Annotated in this window: 15 protein-coding genes; 3 read left to right on the top strand and 12 right to left on the bottom strand. The window is 56.2% G+C overall.

The annotated features are described in order from the left end of the window. Positions 1 to 2: 2 nt before the first annotated feature. The 10 genes from ACJJIR_RS16255 to ACJJIR_RS16300 all read right to left on the bottom strand — a co-directional run bounded on the left by ACJJIR_RS16255 (position 3) and on the right by ACJJIR_RS16300 (position 10189). Positions 3 to 752: a sulfite exporter TauE/SafE family protein gene (locus ACJJIR_RS16255; RefSeq protein WP_444894730.1), complete on the bottom strand. Its 750-nt coding sequence runs from the start codon at positions 750 to 752 to the stop codon at positions 3 to 5. Continuing rightward, a complete protein-coding gene (gene ccoS / locus ACJJIR_RS16260; protein ID WP_108732140.1) occupies positions 753 to 938 on the bottom strand; it encodes a cbb3-type cytochrome oxidase assembly protein CcoS in 186 nt (61 codons plus the stop codon). A gap of 34 nt (positions 939 to 972) precedes the next feature. Next, the gene (locus tag ACJJIR_RS16265) at positions 973 to 3405 is read right to left on the bottom strand and encodes a heavy metal translocating P-type ATPase (protein WP_444906136.1); all 2433 of its coding nucleotides are present in this window, start codon (positions 3403 to 3405) and stop codon (positions 973 to 975) included. After that, positions 3402 to 3926 (bottom strand): FixH family protein, encoded by a 525-nt coding sequence (locus ACJJIR_RS16270; protein WP_413664705.1) that lies wholly within the window; start codon positions 3924 to 3926, stop codon positions 3402 to 3404. The genes ACJJIR_RS16265 and ACJJIR_RS16270 overlap by 4 nt, the downstream gene beginning before the upstream one ends. Positions 3927 to 4011: 85 nt before the next feature. After that, positions 4012 to 5430, bottom strand: coding sequence for a cytochrome c oxidase accessory protein CcoG (gene ccoG, locus ACJJIR_RS16275; RefSeq protein ID WP_413664704.1), 1419 nt, complete (start codon positions 5428 to 5430; stop codon positions 4012 to 4014). A 139-nt stretch (positions 5431 to 5569) separates the two neighbouring features. Next, entirely contained in the window at positions 5570 to 6478 is a 909-nt protein-coding gene (gene ccoP, locus ACJJIR_RS16280; protein WP_444906137.1) for a cytochrome-c oxidase, cbb3-type subunit III, read from the bottom strand. After that, complete coding sequence (locus ACJJIR_RS16285; RefSeq protein ID WP_413664702.1) at positions 6478 to 6711, bottom strand: cbb3-type cytochrome oxidase subunit 3; 234 nt, start codon at positions 6709 to 6711, stop codon at positions 6478 to 6480. Before ACJJIR_RS16285 ends, ccoP begins: the two co-directional genes overlap by 1 nt. Before the next feature lie 18 nt (positions 6712 to 6729). After that, positions 6730 to 7347 carry a cytochrome-c oxidase, cbb3-type subunit II gene (ccoO, locus tag ACJJIR_RS16290; RefSeq protein ID WP_413664701.1) on the bottom strand — a complete coding sequence of 206 codons (618 nt, stop codon included), beginning with the start codon at positions 7345 to 7347 and terminating at the stop codon, positions 6730 to 6732. A gap of 11 nt (positions 7348 to 7358) precedes the next feature. Next, complete coding sequence (gene ccoN, locus ACJJIR_RS16295) at positions 7359 to 8813, bottom strand: cytochrome-c oxidase, cbb3-type subunit I (RefSeq protein ID WP_413664700.1); 1455 nt, start codon at positions 8811 to 8813, stop codon at positions 7359 to 7361. A gap of 155 nt (positions 8814 to 8968) precedes the next feature. Further along, the gene (locus ACJJIR_RS16300) at positions 8969 to 10189 is read right to left on the bottom strand and encodes an argininosuccinate synthase (RefSeq protein ID WP_413664699.1); all 1221 of its coding nucleotides are present in this window, start codon (positions 10187 to 10189) and stop codon (positions 8969 to 8971) included. 319 nt (positions 10190 to 10508) lie between these two features. On the opposite strand from ACJJIR_RS16300, the gene pyrC reads away from it, so the two are divergent. The 3 genes from pyrC to ACJJIR_RS16315 all read left to right on the top strand — a co-directional run bounded on the left by pyrC (position 10509) and on the right by ACJJIR_RS16315 (position 12707). Continuing rightward, the gene (pyrC, locus tag ACJJIR_RS16305; protein WP_444891808.1) at positions 10509 to 11540 is read left to right on the top strand and encodes a dihydroorotase; all 1032 of its coding nucleotides are present in this window, start codon (positions 10509 to 10511) and stop codon (positions 11538 to 11540) included. A gap of 130 nt (positions 11541 to 11670) precedes the next feature. After that, positions 11671 to 12342 (top strand): ribonuclease T, encoded by a 672-nt coding sequence (gene rnt, locus ACJJIR_RS16310; RefSeq protein WP_282931564.1) that lies wholly within the window; start codon positions 11671 to 11673, stop codon positions 12340 to 12342. A 170-nt stretch (positions 12343 to 12512) separates the two neighbouring features. After that, entirely contained in the window at positions 12513 to 12707 is a 195-nt protein-coding gene (locus ACJJIR_RS16315; protein ID WP_413664697.1) for a PFL_1563 family small protein, read from the top strand. A 105-nt stretch (positions 12708 to 12812) separates the two neighbouring features. Here ACJJIR_RS16315 and secF read toward each other — a convergent pair whose 3' ends face one another. Together secF and secD are read right to left on the bottom strand one after the other, a co-directional pair. After that, entirely contained in the window at positions 12813 to 13814 is a 1002-nt protein-coding gene (gene secF / locus ACJJIR_RS16320) for a protein translocase subunit SecF (RefSeq protein ID WP_413664696.1), read from the bottom strand. Positions 13815 to 13825: 11 nt separating this feature from the next. Further along, positions 13826 to 15694, bottom strand: coding sequence for a protein translocase subunit SecD (gene secD / locus ACJJIR_RS16325; RefSeq protein ID WP_444906138.1), 1869 nt, complete (start codon positions 15692 to 15694; stop codon positions 13826 to 13828). Between the last annotated feature and the right edge of the window lie 176 nt (positions 15695 to 15870).

Here is a 15870-nt window from a genome sequence, read left to right on the forward strand (position 1 = left end):
GCTTAGTGATGGTGATGATGGTGCCCCTGCTCTTCTTTGTCTTCGGCGGGGGCTTCCATCCCGCTCATCTGCCCGTGGTTGGCGTGGTCTCCGTGTCCACCGTGGCCCATAGCCCCCCAAATGGTCCAGATACCAAACAGCAAAATCGCTGCGGCGAAACCATAGCGAACCCCCGGCTTTTGCACTATGCCGCGCACCTGCGCCGCCGCAGCACCAGTAGCCAGCATGGCGGGCACGGTGCCCAAACCAAAAGCAAACATCGCCAAGGCAGACCGCTCGGCACTGCCCTGGGCCAGGGCGAACGTCAGCGCGCTATAAACCAAACCACAGGGCAACCAGCCCCACAGGGAGCCCAGTGCCAATGCCTGCCCCGCAGAGCGCACCGGTAATAATTTGGCCGATAGTGGCTGCACATAGCGCCAAAGGTAACGGCCCCCTTTTTCAATCCAAGCCAATCCCTGCCAGATACCGCCGATGTACAGCGCCATCAGGATCAACATGATCCCGGCAGCAAATCGCAGCGGAGTTAGTGCCGGCAGTATCGCCGCACCGAGGGCACCGGCGAGCGCTCCCATCAGCGCATAGCTACCCAGGCGACCCAATTGGTAAGAGCCCAGCTGCACCCAAGCAGTCTTTTTGCCCGGTACCGCCATACCCAGCGCTCCGGAGATTCCCCCACACATACCGATGCAGTGACTGCTACCCAAAAAACCGATAGCCAGAGCCGCCGCTAAAAAACCCCAGTCCCCCACTTACTTCTCCTGCTTCCTTTCCGCGTCAGATTTGTCCTGCTGAACATCATCGTCATCAAACAAAATGCGACGACCTTCCGTTTCCAGGTCATCGTACTGTCCGTTATTCACGGCCCAGAAAAAGAGCTTCACCGCAAAGCCAACCAAAATCACCGCAATGGGAATCAGGAAATACAGACTTTCCATCAGTTACACCTCCTCTCTTTCTGTGAGCACGGGATTAAGCCGCGGCGCCCACAGGGTTTTCGTCGACTTCCTGTCCACGGGACAGACGCAACGCATTTAGCACTACGATCAGAGAACTCAGGGACATACCGATTGCCGCAGCCCAGGGCGGCACCAGACCGCAAAATGCCAGCGGCAGGGCAATCACGTTGTAGCCCAGAGCCCATGCCAGGTTTTGCCGCACAATTCGGCGGCACTTGTGCGCCAGCTCTATAGCTTTGGGCAGCACTTCGAGATCTCCGTTCAGCAAAATGGCATCGGCGCGGGACTGGGCCAGATCCGCCGCAGACATCATCGCCACAGAGGCATCGGCACCAGAGAGCACTGGCACATCATTGATGCCATCCCCTACCATTAACACCTTCTCACCATCGCTTTGCAGCTGCTTCATATGGCTGAGCTTGTCCTCTGGCGAGGCACCGGCGCGGTAGTTGTCGATACCCGCTCGCCCTGCCAGCCGTTCAACTTCCGCAGACTGGTCACCACTGAGCAGTTCCACTGAAAGACCTTGCTCAGTCAAACCCTCAACAGCGGTGGTTGCCGAGTCCCGTAACTTATCCCCCAACGCAATCCAGGCAATAGGGCCCAGGGAGTCGCCGAGCAGTAGCCACTGCCCCTCCCCTTCAGGCGTGGAAACTTCCTCACTGGAGACAAAGCTCGCCTTACCCAACCGGTAACTGTCCCCCTCGATCTGCCCTTCCAGGCCGGCTCCGGTATGGACTTTCAGTTCATTAGCGGTGAGATTGCCACGCCAGGCGCGGAAGGCCCTGGCCAGAGGGTGATTGGTCTGGGATTCCAGGGCGGCAGCAACGTCCTTAACCCGCTGCTCAGTCCAGTTGGCCCGCAGCAAATCAATATGCAGGATTCTCGGCTCACCGCGTGTCAGGGTACCGGTCTTGTCGAACAGCACCCGGCCGATACGCGGCAGCGTTTCCAGTAGGCTGCCTCCAGCCACAAGAAGCCCCAACTGCTGTAAACGCAGGGTGGCGGAAGCCAGGGCAGCAGGGGTTGCCAGCGACAGTGCGCAGGGGCAAGTCACCACCAAAACAGATAGGGACACCCAAAAAGCGCGACTGGGATCGATTTGCCACCAGACAACAAACGCCGCCAGTGCCGCGAATAGAACAACACCGACAAAAATACCCGCAACCCGATCTGCCAGGGCCACTTGGTTGGGTTTATCTAATTGCGCCCGCTCTACCAAGCGCTCAATGGCGGACAGGCGAGTCGACTGCCCCGCTGCCGTAATTCGAATAGTCAGGGTGGAATCGCCGTTGACACTACCGGCATAAACCGGGCTGCCTGCAGACTTCTGTTGCAGTGCCGATTCACCGCTGAGCAGGGATTCATCCACACCACTTACGCCCTCCAGCACCTCCCCATCGGCGGGGATAGTGTCTCCCGGGCGCAACAAAACTTTATCCCCAGCGACCAATGCGGCCACCGGTACATGGACAATATCGTCCCCTTGGTATTTGGCCGCCGTCATCGGCAGCAACTGAGCCAGACCACCGCTGGCTAAGCCCGCCCGGTGGCGGGCGCGCATTTCCACCGTCCGTCCCAACAACAGGAAGAAGGTGAACATGGAGATAGATTCGAAGTACACCTCACCGGTGCCAAATACCGTGGCGTAAAAGCTGGCGACATAGGCCATACCAATCGCCAGGGACACCGGCACATCCATACTCAGGTGTCGAGCGCGCAGACTGCGCAAAGCGGCACTGAAAAATGGACGCGCCGCATAGAAAACCACTGGCGTTGCCACCAGCAGAGAAACCCAGCGGAAGTAGCGCTCAAACTCGCCGACGCCCTCTTCCGCTGCAGCACCAAAATACAGGGCGATGGCAAACATCATCACCTGCATGGTGCCGAGTCCAGCGACACCCAGGCGGCGCAGGGCGGCGCGGTGCTCGCTCTGGATCACACTTTCCTGGTTGGCCGCAGTAGCCGGGGCCGGCCGGTAGCCAATCCGTTCCAGTTCGCCAAACAGCTCACTGGGTTTGATCTTGTCGGGATTAAAACCGATCTGGGCACGCTGGGTACTGGCGTTGACAGAGACCTTCTCAATCCCGTCCAACTGCCCCAGGTGCTTTTCTATCAGCCACACACAGGCTGCACAGGTAATACCGCTAATCAACAGCGAGGCAATCTTGTTGCCGTTATCCCAATCGTGGACAAACTGCTGCTGCACTTCCGGCAAATCGTATGCCGCCCAGCGGTCCTGGGGTTGAGCTTCCTCCGGCCTGTCGCTCTCCTTCTCCCGGAAGCGATAAAAGCCATCCAGACCACCGGAAACGATAGCGCTGGCTACCGCCTCACAACCTGGACAACACATATCCCGGGCGGCCCCGTCGATCACCACCGAGTGGTTGCTGCCGGGAGGGACTGGGAGTCCGCAGTGATAACAGGAGGAGGAAGACGAAGTCATTGAGTTACTGCGTTCAGTGGCGCGGCATTGCCGAGATCGAAGTTGATTTCACCTTTCAGGCGCCAGTTGGCGTCCTGATGCGCATCGGGATCGAGTTCCGGCATCAAGCGCAGATACCAGCGATTCCCAACGCCTTCAGGCAAAGTGCCCTGGTAGCGGCCCACGGAGAGCTGGGAGAGCTCGATATGCTTATCCAGGTCAGACTCCACTGGGTGGCTCAATGTGAGCAGTAGGGCCTTGGGGTAGTCGAGGTCGCCATTCAGCTCCACGACAACCGATTTTTCAGACGGCTGAAACTGGACCAAAGCGGCCAAACCCAGCTCTTTCGCACGCAAGTCCTGCTCGGCGCTGAAGTGATACATGCGGCTGTCTTTGTAGTAAGTATCACTGACTTTATCGTCAGCAAAGCGCACCGCTATCGAGACTGTAATTGTGGAGACAACCACCACTGTAATCAGTGGGGCCAGTACCATCCACGCCCAAGGTTCCCGGTACCAGGGTTTTGGGGTTGATTCATTCATCGCGTTACCAAAAAGTTACCGTTTGTGCACAAAAGTCGAGCCCGCCTGGGCGGGCCCGTACTTTGCAACGGGATTGGCGTCCCGTCTACTGCTTTGGACCAATAAACACCGTTCGGTGCTTATCAACCAGCTCAGGATTGTCGACTGCTTGGACAACAATCTCGATATCGTGCTTGGTATCCTTCAGCTGGTCTCTGGGAACGCTTACCCGAATGGGAACGGAGAACATCTCTCCAGGCACCAGGTAAATCGTCTTCGGCTTGCGAATGGAGTAATCGTATTCAGGCTTACCTTCCACCTTTATGGTGAATTCGTGGGGAGCCTGATCCATATTGTTGATTTTTACCGTGTAGACATTTTGCACCTGTCCCTGGGACTCACGGAACATACGAGCACCGCGGTCGCGAGTGATTTCTGCCTCGATTGGGCTTCGAGTCATCACTTGCTGTGCAAACAGGCCGGTCATCGCAACCAGTATCAACGCGTAGCCAAATAGGCGCGGGCGCAGGAAGCGGGTCTTTCCACCCTGCAATTCGTCCTCAGAGGTGAAGCGAATCAAGCCCTGCTCATAGCCCATCTTGTCCATCACGCTATTACACGCATCGACACAGAGGCCACAGTTGATACATTCGTACTGCATGCCGTCGCGGATATCGATATCCACCGGACACACCTGAACACACCAGTAGCAGTCGATACAGTCGCCCATACCTTCCGCCTTGTAATCCACGTTCTTTTTGCGCGGACCACGGGTCTCACCCCGCTTGGCATCGTAGTAAACCGCCAGCGTATCCTCATCGTACATCACCGACTGGAAACGGGCATAGGGGCACATGTATTTACACACCTGCTCACGCAGGAAGCCGGCGTTCATATAGGTGGCAAAAGTGAAGAAAGCGACCCAGAAAACACCCTGCGGGTGCGCGTTAAACGTCGCCAGATCCACCACCAGCTCGCGCACACCGTAGAAATAACCCACAAATGCCAGTGCAGTTGCCAGCGAGATCAACAGCCAAATGGTGTGTGTGCCACCCTTGCGCAGAACCTTTTCCAGGTTCCAGGGGGCCTTATCGAGCTTCATTCGCTTGTTGCGATCGCCTTCACAAACCCTTTCTGCCCAGATAAACATCATGGTCCAGACGGTCTGCGGACAGGTGAAGCCACACCACACCCTGCCCAGCAAAGTGGTGACCGCAAACAGCGCGAAGGCGGCAATGATCAGCAGCCAACCTAGAAGGAAGCCGTCTTGGGGGCCGAAAGTAGTCCAGAAAATATGGAATTGGCGGGTGGGGAGATCAAAGAAGACCGACTGGCGCCCGTCGATATTGATCCAAGGTAGGAAGAAGAAAGCCAGCAGCAAAGGCAGGCCGGTATATTTGCGAACACGGGTGAAAACACCCTTGATATGTCGGATGTAGACTTTGTCTTCCGACTCATACAGCATGCGATAGCGAACTTCGCCATCACCTTCCTGTTCCTCACGGGTTGGAATTAAATCACTCACACAAACCTCACTCTCGCACGGGCACATCTTGTACGTGGGCCAGGTAGCCCCTTATGTTGAGGCTTTTTTCTCCGTCCCTGCAGCGCCCGGAGTCCCTTGATAAAACAAGGCCCAGCAAATGCCGGGCCTCAATAGTTAATTACTGCTTTTCTTCTTCCTGCTGCGACAGGCTGTAGACATAGGCCGCTACGAGGCGGATTTTGTCTTCACGCAGTTTATCTTTTTGCGCGGGCATCATATTTGTACGACCACCGCGAATAGTGTGTTGGATCTGTTCGCGATTGCTACCGTACAGCCAGATGTCGTCGGTCAGGTTCGGCGCACCCAGCATTTGGTTGCCTTTGGCATCCATACCGTGACAAGCCATACACACGGTGTTGAATACCTTCTGACCTTCGGCTGCCATGGCGGTGTCGTGCTCCAGGCCGTTCAGGGAGAGAACATACTCTGTCGCATTTCTAACACCTTCTTCACCGATCACCGGACCCTGAGGAGGCATCATGCCCTGACGACCGTTGTACAGGGTTTCCAGGATTTTCTCCGGGGTGCCGCCGTACAGCCAGGCGTTATCGGTCAGGTTCGGGAAGCCAAAGTTACCGCCGGCATCTGCACCGTGACATACCGCACAGTTGTTAGCGAAGATCCGGGAACCCATCTTGAGGGCTTCGGGGCTCTGCGCAATCTGCTCGATCGGCATATTTTCGTACTTACCGAAGGTCTCGTGGAATCGCTCCTGAGCCTTGGCCTGGGAAGCTTCCAATGCACCGACAGAAGTCCAGTTGCCGACACCTTTGAAGTTACCCAGACCCGGGTAAACCACCAGATATCCCGCAGAGAACACCAGGGTGGCAATGAACAACATGAACCACCACTTGGGCAGCGGGTTGTCGTATTCCTCGATGCCATCGTAAACGTGGCCCGTGGTTTTGTTTTCCGGTTCAGCCTGGTCATCCACTGCCACCTTTCGGTTGGCGAACAGCACCCAGGTAATCAACGCCAGATTGGCGAGGGTGAGCACAATTACCCACACACTCCAGAATGTACTCATTACTTATCCTGCCCCTGTTTTCGATTGGCTCCGGGTTTATCCCCGGAATTGGATTCGTCCTGCTGAGCGGCCGACTTGTCCTTGTCGGCTTGTCGCTCTTCATCGGCAAATGGCAAATTGGCATCTTCTTCGAAGCGCTTCTTGCGCTTCGGAGAGAAGGCCCACCAGCAGATAGCCAGAAAAGCCACAGAGCCCAGAACCAGACCGATTTCCCGCAAAGTTTCAATAGTCACGAGTTTCCTTCCTCGCTATTAGCGTTTTTGGGTAACCAGGGTACCCAGCTGTTGCAAGTAAGCGACCAGCGCGTCAATTTCCTTGACCTTGCCACCTTTGAAGGGCTCAGCGGCGTTGGCGATGTCGTCATCGGTGTAGGGCACACCGACGAAGCGCAGCGCTTCCATCTTACGTGCGGTGTATTCGCCAGTTACCACATTGTCGAACAACCAGGGGTAAGCAGGCATGATTGACTCAGGCACAACGCTACGCGGGTTGTACAAGTGCGCGCGCTGCCATTCATCAGAGTAGCGTCCACCTACGCGCGCCAGGTCTGGACCGGTACGCTTGGAGCCCCACAGGAAGGGGTGCTCGTAAATGGATTCCTGAGCCATGGAGTAGTGGCCGTAACGCTCAACTTCCGCACGCAGAGGACGAATCATCTGAGTGTGGCAAACGTGGCAGCCTTCGCGAATGTAGATATCGCGACCTTCCAGCTCCATTGCTGTCAGCGGCTTCTGCCCCGGCAGCGGCGTGTAGTTATCCTTGGTAAAGAACTGCGGAACGATCTCAACCAGGGCGCCGAAACTGATGGCGATAATGGTGAAAAAGATCATCCAGCCGATGTTTTTTTCTACGAGGTCATGATTCTTCACGATCTAAACTCCTATGCCGCAGGCACTGCTCGAACGGTGTTATCGGCTTCGGCATCGTTTACCTTCTCGGTAATCGTGCGGTAAACGTTGTAAGCCATCAGCAGCATACCCACCAGGAACATGGCGCCGCCCAACCAGCGAACTACATAGCCCGGATGGCTGGCTACAACACTCTCTACGAAGCTGTAAGTCAGGGTGCCGTCGGCGTTAAATGCACGCCACATCAGGCCCTGGGTAATACCGTTAACCCACATAGCGGCGATGTACAGAACAGTACCTACAGTGGCCAGCCAGAAGTGCGCGTTGATCAGCTTGGAGCTGTACATTTCGCGGCGTTTCCACAGAACCGGAACTAGGTGATACAGAGCACCGATAGAGATCATTGCAACCCAGCCCAAAGCGCCGGAGTGTACGTGGCCAACGGTCCAGTCAGTGTTGTGAGACAGAGCGTTTACAGTCTTGATGGACATCATCGGACCTTCGAAGGTAGACATACCGTAGAAGGACAGGGATACCACCAGGAAGCGCAGGGTCGGGTCGGTGCGCAGCTTATGCCATGCGCCGGACAGGGTCATGATGCCGTTGATCATACCGCCCCAGGAAGGTGCCAGCAGAATCAGGGACATAACCATCGCCAGGCTCTGAGCCCAGTCGGGCAGCGCTGAGTAGTGCAGGTGGTGACCACCAGCCCATACGTACAGGGAGATCAGTGCCCAGAAGTGAACGATAGACAGCTGGTAGGAATAAACCGGACGACCAGCTTGCTTAGGTACGAAGTAGTACATGATGCCGAGGAAGGCTGCAGTCAGGAAGAACCCTACTGCGTTGTGGCCATACCACCACTGGATCATTGCGTCCTTAGTGCCCGAATAGATAGAGTAGGACTTGAACGGGCCAACAGGAATCTCCAGGTTATTAACGATATGGAGAACAGCAATAGTTACGATGTAAGCACCGAAGAACCAGTTCGCCACGTAGATGTGAGAAGTCTTACGCTTCATGATGGTGCCGAAGAACACCAGCGCGTAAGCAACCCAAACCAGGGCAATCAGGATATCGATAGGCCACTCGAGCTCAGCGTATTCCTTGGTGGAAGTGAAGCCCATCGGCAGAGTAATTGCCGCGGCGACGATAACGGCCTGCCATCCCCAGAAGGTGAAGGGGATCAGCCAGCCACCCCAAAGGCGGACCTGACAGGTACGCTGTACCACATAGTAAGAAGTGGCAAAGAGAACACTACCACCAAAGGCGAAAATTACCGCGTTGGTGTGCAGGGGCCTCAAGCGCCCGAAGTGCGAGAAGGGCTGCCAAAAGTCGTTGAGTTCAGGCCAGGCTAGCTGGGCTGCGATCAATACGCCCATGCCCATACCAAAAATGCCCCAGACCACGGACATGATGGTGAACTGGCGCACGATATTGTAGTCATAGTCCGGCACAGGGCCGGTCTTTGCCACCGTTGTCGTCATGTTTTTACTTCCGTTGCTTTTAAGATTCGGTTCCACTGTGCGGGACTGGCCCACCACAGAAGGTGTGTAACCACAATGTGTGAGGCACTGTGGTTACTATTGGCCGGATAAGGATTTAAGCGCATCCTTGCCCGGTGATTGCTGATCTAAATCAACTAAATCAATTTTCTTCCTTTACCTGCGGCAATGCGCAGACGCAGGGCGTTGAGCTTGATAAAGCCCTCCGCATCCTTCTGGTCGTAAGCGCCAGCATCGTCTTCGAAGGTAGCGATACGCTCATCGAAGAGGCTGTCCGCAGAGCGACGGCCCACAGCACTCACGCTGCCTTTGTACAGTTTCAGGCGAACTTCGCCATTAACCACATCCTGGGACTCATCGATCGCAGCCTGCAGCATGCTGCGCTCCGGGGACCACCAGTAACCGTTGTAAACCAGCTCGGCGTAGCGCGGCATCAGGGAATCCTTCATGTGCGCAACTTCGCGATCCAGGGTAATGGACTCAATGGCGCGGTGCGCCTTCATCAAAATGGTGCCGCCCGGTGTTTCGTAGCAGCCGCGGGACTTCATTCCCACGTAGCGGTTTTCCACGATATCCAGACGACCGATACCGTTGGCTCCGCCCAACTTGTTCAGCTTCTCAAGCAAAGTAGCAGGGCTTAAGCGCTCGCCGTCGATAGAAACGGGATCGCCCTTCTCAAAACCCAAAGTAATGTAGGTGGGTTCTTCCGGAGCCGCCTCGGGGCTCACACTCCAGCGCCACATATCCTCTTCGGCTTCCGCCCAGGGATCTTCGAGGTTGCCGCCCTCGTAAGAGATGTGCAGCAGGTTGGCATCCATCGAGTAAGGGGATTTCTTCTTGCTGGAAGAGAAGTCCACCGGAATATTGTGCTGCTCGCAGTACTGCATCAGCTTTTCGCGGGAGTTCAGGTCCCACTCGCGCCAGGGAGCGATTACCTGGATGCCCGGCTTCAGCGCGTAGGCGCCCAGCTCGAAGCGCACCTGGTCATTACCTTTACCGGTAGCACCGTGGGAAATGGCATCGGCGCCAGTCTCGTTGGCAATCTCAATCAGGCGCTTGGCAATTAGCGGGCGCGCAATAGAGGTACCCAGCAGGTACTCCCCTTCATAAATCGCATTGGCGCGGAACATCGGGAAAACGAAATCGCGCACATACTCTTCGCGCAGATCGTCGATATAAATCTCTTTAACCCCGAGGGCCTCGGCCTTGGCACGGGCCGGTTCCACCTCTTCACCCTGGCCGATATCAGCGGTGAAAGTCACCACTTCACAACCGTAAGTCTCCTGCAACCATCGCACGATTACTGACGTATCCAATCCACCGGAGTATGCCAGTACCACCTTTTCGATTTTGCTCATTGCTGTCCTCTGCTGCCGGAAATACGCCGCCACGACTAAACCGCGGAGACGGGGAATGCCACTACGCGAAACTAGTGTCGGTCTGGGGGAGTTATTCTTGGAGATATGCCCAGGATCGGTAAATTGCGGGCACAACAATACCCACACTCTTTGTCGGGGCGCGATTGTAGCGCCTAAGCTCGCGATCGACTAGCGCCAAGGCGCGAGTAAGCACAATTGATTGATTTTTAACCTTTTCGTGCATCGCAATTTTGTACAGCTTCGGGTAGCATTCGCGCCGCACAACGACTCACTACGCTAAGAAGCTTTACGGAGTACCATGACGGAGCAAATTACCCTTCGCGCCCCCGACGACTGGCACATTCACCTGCGCGACGGCGCCGCTCTCGGGCGCACCGTGCCCGATGCCGCAAAACAATTCCGCCGCGTGATTGTAATGCCCAACCTGGTACCCCCTGTGACCGATGCCGAAAGTGCAGTGGCTTATAAGGAACGTATTGACGCTAATGTTCCCGCCGACACCCCTTTCGAACCCTTGATGGTGATCTACCTCACCGACAAGACCGACGCTGCCGTTATTCGCAAGGCTCATGAAGCCGGTGTTATCGCCGCCAAACTGTACCCAGCGGGCGCGACCACCAACTCCGATTCCGGCGTTACCGATATCGCCAACATCTACCCGGCCCTGGAAGAGATGCAGGCCTGCGGTATGAAGCTGCTGGTACACGGTGAAGTGACCACCAGCGATATCGATATCTTCGACCGCGAGCAGGCTTTTATCGAGAAAACCCTGTCCCGCCTGGTAGATGATTTCCCCACGCTGAAAGTGGTGTTTGAACATATCACCACCGCCCAAGCAGTAGAGTTTGTACAAGGCGCCCGCGAAGGCGTTGCCGCAACCATCACCGCGCACCACCTACTGTACAACCGCAACCATATGCTGGTTGGTGGTATCCAGCCGCACTTTTACTGCCTGCCGATCCTCAAGCGCGGCTACCATCAAAATGCATTGATCGAAGCGGCCACCAGCGGTAACCCGAAGTTTTTCCTCGGCACCGACTCAGCCCCCCACGCCCACCACAAGAAAGAACACTCCTGTGGTTGCGCCGGCTGCTATACCGCCTACTCCGCTATTGAGCTATACGCCGAAGTATTCGAGCGCGCGGGCAAACTGGACAAGCTGGAAGGCTTTGCCAGTGAGTTCGGCCCCGACTTCTACGAGCTGCCGCGCAACGAGGGCACCATCACCCTGGTCAAGAGCCCCTGGACCCTGCCGGAAAAACTGGATATGGGTGGTGAAAATCTGATTCCCCTCGCAGCCGGTGAAACCTTAAACTGGCAACTTGCGTAATCGGCGAGTGCCCTGATTACAGCGCCTGCAGGGAGAACACTCCCGGCAGGCGCCGCAATTCGAATACAATACCCTGCCCCACCAGCGCCAAATGCTGCTGGCCTGAAGACAAGATTTACAAGGAACCACCGTGACACCCGCCGAAGAACCCACAGGACCAAAAAGCTCTCTCGCCCAGCGATTCCGAGGCTTTCTGCCCGTGGTCATCGACCTTGAAACCGGCGGCTTTAACGCCCGTACCGATGCACTGCTGGAAATTTCTGCGGTTATCCTCGACATGGATGACTCCGGCAACCTCTTCCCGCTGGAGACCCACAGTTTCCACCTGGAGCCTTTTGAGGGCGCCAATGTTGAGCAATCCGCTCTCGACTTTATTGGCATCGACCTGGAATCCCCGGACCGCGACGCCTGGCCGGAAGAAATCGCCATCCCCGAGCTGTTCCGCAAGATTCGCAGCGCGGTGAAAAAGCACAGCTGCACCCGCGCCATCGTGGTTGCCCACAATGCCCACTTCGACCTGGGCTTCGTCAATGCAGCCGTCGAGCGCACCGGCATCAAGCGCAACCCATTCCACCCGTTCTCCTGCTTCGACACCGCTAGCCTCGCCGGCCTCGCCTACGGCCAGACCGTATTAGCCAAAGCTTGCCAGGTTGCTGGAATCGAGTTTGATAACAACTGCGCCCACTCCGCCGAGTACGACGCAGAAAAAACCGCAACCCTGTTTTGCGGCATCGTGAACAAGTGGAAAGAGATGGGCGGTTGGCCGCTGGAAACTGAAGAGACCACAGAAGAAGCCGAATAACGCACTATCTTCCGGGCTGCCTCAAAGCGGCCCGATTTATCCAAAAACGACAAAATTATTCGAAAGCTGTCGACAAAACACCCGCTATGTGCAGAGTCTGGCCACTTGGGTGATTTTTTGTGCAAGCCGTGCTAATATGGCCCGCTTACACATAAAAACCGGATAGCGCCGTGGCCAAGAAACCTTCCTCTTCCTCCAATCGCAAACAAGCCGCTCCCCTCGAGACCAGCGAAAGCATCGAGGAGCAGGTAAAGGCGTTCCTCGCCGGTGGCGGTGAGATCGAGCAGGTGCCCAAAGGGGTAAGCGGCCAGACCAACACTTCCGGCCCCAAGCACATCACCCTCGGCAAAAAGCCCAGAGCCTAACCTCCGCGCAATAAAAAACCCCGACGGCGCTCCGCTGACCAGCAGCAAAGCGCGGCCGGGGCCGCTCGAATATGGCCGCGTCAACGCAGCCACTTCTCATTCACATCAGGGCATTTCTTCCAGTTCCGCACCCTCTTTCACCGGCGGCATCAGATCTTCTTTGTTGATATTCAAAGCCATCAGCACGTTGGCAGCTACGTAAACAGAGGAGTAAGTACCCACAACCACACCCACGATCAAGGCCAGGGAGAAGTTGTGGATCAATTCGCCACCGAAGAACTGCAGCGCCCACAGCACCAGCAAGGTGGTGAAGGACGTCATAAAGGTACGACCCAGGGTCTGGCTGATAGAGATATTGATAATTTCCTCAGATTCAGCCTTTCGCACCTTGCGGAAGTTCTCACGGATACGGTCCGATACCACGATGGTATCGTTCAGGGAGTAACCGATCACCGCCAGTACTGCCGCCAGTACGGTTAAATCGAAGTCCAATCCCATCACCGCAAAGAAGCCCAGCACGATAATCACATCATGGCCCAGAGCCGCTACAGCGCCGAAAGAGAACTTGTACTGGAAGCGCAGGGCAACGTAGATCATCACCATGAACAGGGCCAGCATCATGCCCAGGCCGCCGTCGTCACGCAGCTCGGCACCTACCTGTGGGCCCACCATCTCGACACGGCGCAGCTCAACATCACCCTCACTGCCCTCTCGCAGGAGAGCCACAACCTTGTCACCGATCGGTGTCGTTGTTTCCTGATCGGTAGCGCTGATCTGGATTTCTTCCTCGGTCACCACAGGGGGCAACTTGATCAACAGGTCCTTCTCAGAACCAAAATTCACTACCGTGGCACCGTCGTAACCCGCTGCTTCCAGCTGATCGCGCACGTCGCTAATAAAAGGCGTTACCTCGTAGCCCACTTCAACCTGGGTACCACCGGTAAAGTCCAGGCCGAACTTCAGGCCGTTCATTGCCAGTGCGGCGATGGAGGAAAGTACCAGCACCACCGAGACAATCCCGGCGATCTTGCGCCAGCGCATAAAGTCGTAGACGCGCTTGCCCATGTACTCGGTAATTTTGCCGTTATCCACTTTGGTCTCACTCATGACTGACTCCCTTAAATCCAGAGCTTCTGCACACGGCGACCGCCGTAGAACAAGTTAACAATTGCTCGCGTACCCATGATGGCACTGAACATGGAGGTGAGAATACCGATAGACAGGGTTACCGCGAAGCCCTGTACCGGACCGGAACCGATGGCATACAGGATCACCGCCACAATCAGGGTGGTGATATTCGCATCCACAATGGTGCTGTAAGCATTGTCAAAACCGGCACTGATCGCTGTCTGGGGAGGCATCCCATTCCTGAGTTCCTCCCGTATTCGCGAGAAGATAAGCACGTTGGCATCCACCGCCATACCTACTGTCAATACGATACCGGCAATACCGGGCAGCGTGAGGGTTGCACCCAACAGCGACATAACCGCCACCAGCAGGATCATATTTACCGCCAGGGCCAGGTTTGCGGCCAAGCCAAATACGCGGTAGGAAATCAGCATACAGATAATCACAGCCAGCAGACCGATCTGTACGGACTGCACACCCACCTTGATGTTATCGGCACCCAGGGATGGGCCGATCACACGCTCTTCCACAAAGTACATGGGCGCAGCCAGGGCACCGGCACGCAGCAGCAGGGCCAATTCCTGGGCTTCAGCCGGGCTGTCCAGACCGGTGGTGCGGAACTGCTTGCCCAGGGCACTCTGTACCGTGGCCAGATTAATAATCTTCTTCTCTTCGGTGCGCTTCTGCACGGTAACTTCGTTACCGTTTTCGTCGATCTCGGTTACCGGCTCAAAGCGAGTCTCGATAAACAGGGTACCCATACGGCGACCGACATTCTTCCAGGTTGCGCGGTGCATCATCTCGCCGCCACGGGCGTCGAGGGTGATATTTACCTGCGGGAAACCGCTCTCGTCGTAACCGACGCGGGCATTGGTAACGCTGTCACCCTTGATAATGATCTGGCGCTCCAACCAGGCACCACCGTACATCTGCGCCTGGCGATCATCGCGGTACTCGAAGTATTCCTTGTTGGAAACCAGCTCATCCGGGCGAGCTTCCATACGGTATTCGAGGTTGGCAGTTTTACCGATAATACGCTTGGCCTCTGCGGTGTCCTGTACACCGGGCAGCTCCACAACGATACGGTTGCGGCCCTGGCGCTGTACGATCGGCTCGGCAACACCCAGCTCGTTCACCCGGTTGCGCAGGGTGGTGAGGTTCTGGGTTACGGCGTAATCTTCCAGCTGCTTGATTTCCTGATCGGTCAGGGTTGCGCGGATCTCCAGGTTTTCGCCGCTGCCGGACTCGCGCAGTTGAAGCTGCGGAAATTCCTTGCGCATAGTGGACATCGCCAAGCTGCGCAGCTCATCGTTGCGGAAGCGGGCAATAATCTCGCGATCATCCACCAGCTCCACATTGCGGTAACGGGCCTTGGCTTCGCGCAGTTTGCTTTTCACTTCCTGCTCGTAGCTTTCCATGTTGTTCTTGACGATGGTGTTGGTGTCGACTTCCATCAGGAAGTGCACACCACCCGCCAGGTCCAGACCGAGCTTCATCGGGCTAGCGCCGATATCTTTCATCCACTGGGGCGTAGTGGAAGCCAGGTTCAGGGCGACAACATAGTTGGTGGTACCAAGCGCTTTTTGAATCGCCTCTTTAGCCGGCAACTGCTCCTCCATGGAGTTCAAGCGGATCAGTACTGACTTGTCCCCAACTTCGCCGCCGAAGTGAGCAATACCCGCTTCATCCAGGGCTTTTTGTGCATTCGCAAGGACATCGGGGCCGATGGTGAGTGCACTGGATTGCCCGGAAATCTGCACGGCAGGGTCCGGCTTATAGAGATTGGGCGCGGCGTACATCAGGCCAAAGGCCACAACCGCGAGAATCAGAAAGTACTTCCAGATCGGGTAGCGATTCATGCTGTTCTCATTGTTCTAGTGTGACCCCGAGGGCCGGTAAATCTTGGCAATCTGCCTAAGCAATTTGCCTGGATATGCGGGCAGTATACGCAGAATGCAAGGTACACCGCCCCCAATAAAAGTGGGGGCTGATTATACGGGGATCGTGGGAACGGACAAATTACAGGGGTGCCGCA

The organism is Microbulbifer maximicatervae (SeqCode), assembly GCF_052467385.1.

Coding starts and splice junctions, on each gene's coding strand:
- ccoN (WP_413664700.1), bottom strand. CDS start 8,813: ATGACGACAACGGTGGCAAAGACCGGCCCTGTGCCGGACTATGACTAC.
- ACJJIR_RS16265 (WP_444906136.1), bottom strand. CDS start 3,405: ATGACTTCGTCTTCCTCCTCCTGTTATCACTGCGGACTCCCAGTCCCT.
- ACJJIR_RS16270 (WP_413664705.1), bottom strand. CDS start 3,926: ATGAATGAATCAACCCCAAAACCCTGGTACCGGGAACCTTGGGCGTGG.
- secF (WP_413664696.1), bottom strand. CDS start 13,814: ATGAGTGAGACCAAAGTGGATAACGGCAAAATTACCGAGTACATGGGC.
- ccoS (WP_108732140.1), bottom strand. CDS start 938: ATGGAAAGTCTGTATTTCCTGATTCCCATTGCGGTGATTTTGGTTGGC.
- pyrC (WP_444891808.1), top strand. CDS start 10,509: ATGACGGAGCAAATTACCCTTCGCGCCCCCGACGACTGGCACATTCAC.
- secD (WP_444906138.1), bottom strand. CDS start 15,694: ATGAATCGCTACCCGATCTGGAAGTACTTTCTGATTCTCGCGGTTGTG.
- ccoP (WP_444906137.1), bottom strand. CDS start 6,478: ATGAGTACATTCTGGAGTGTGTGGGTAATTGTGCTCACCCTCGCCAAT.
- ACJJIR_RS16300 (WP_413664699.1), bottom strand. CDS start 10,189: ATGAGCAAAATCGAAAAGGTGGTACTGGCATACTCCGGTGGATTGGAT.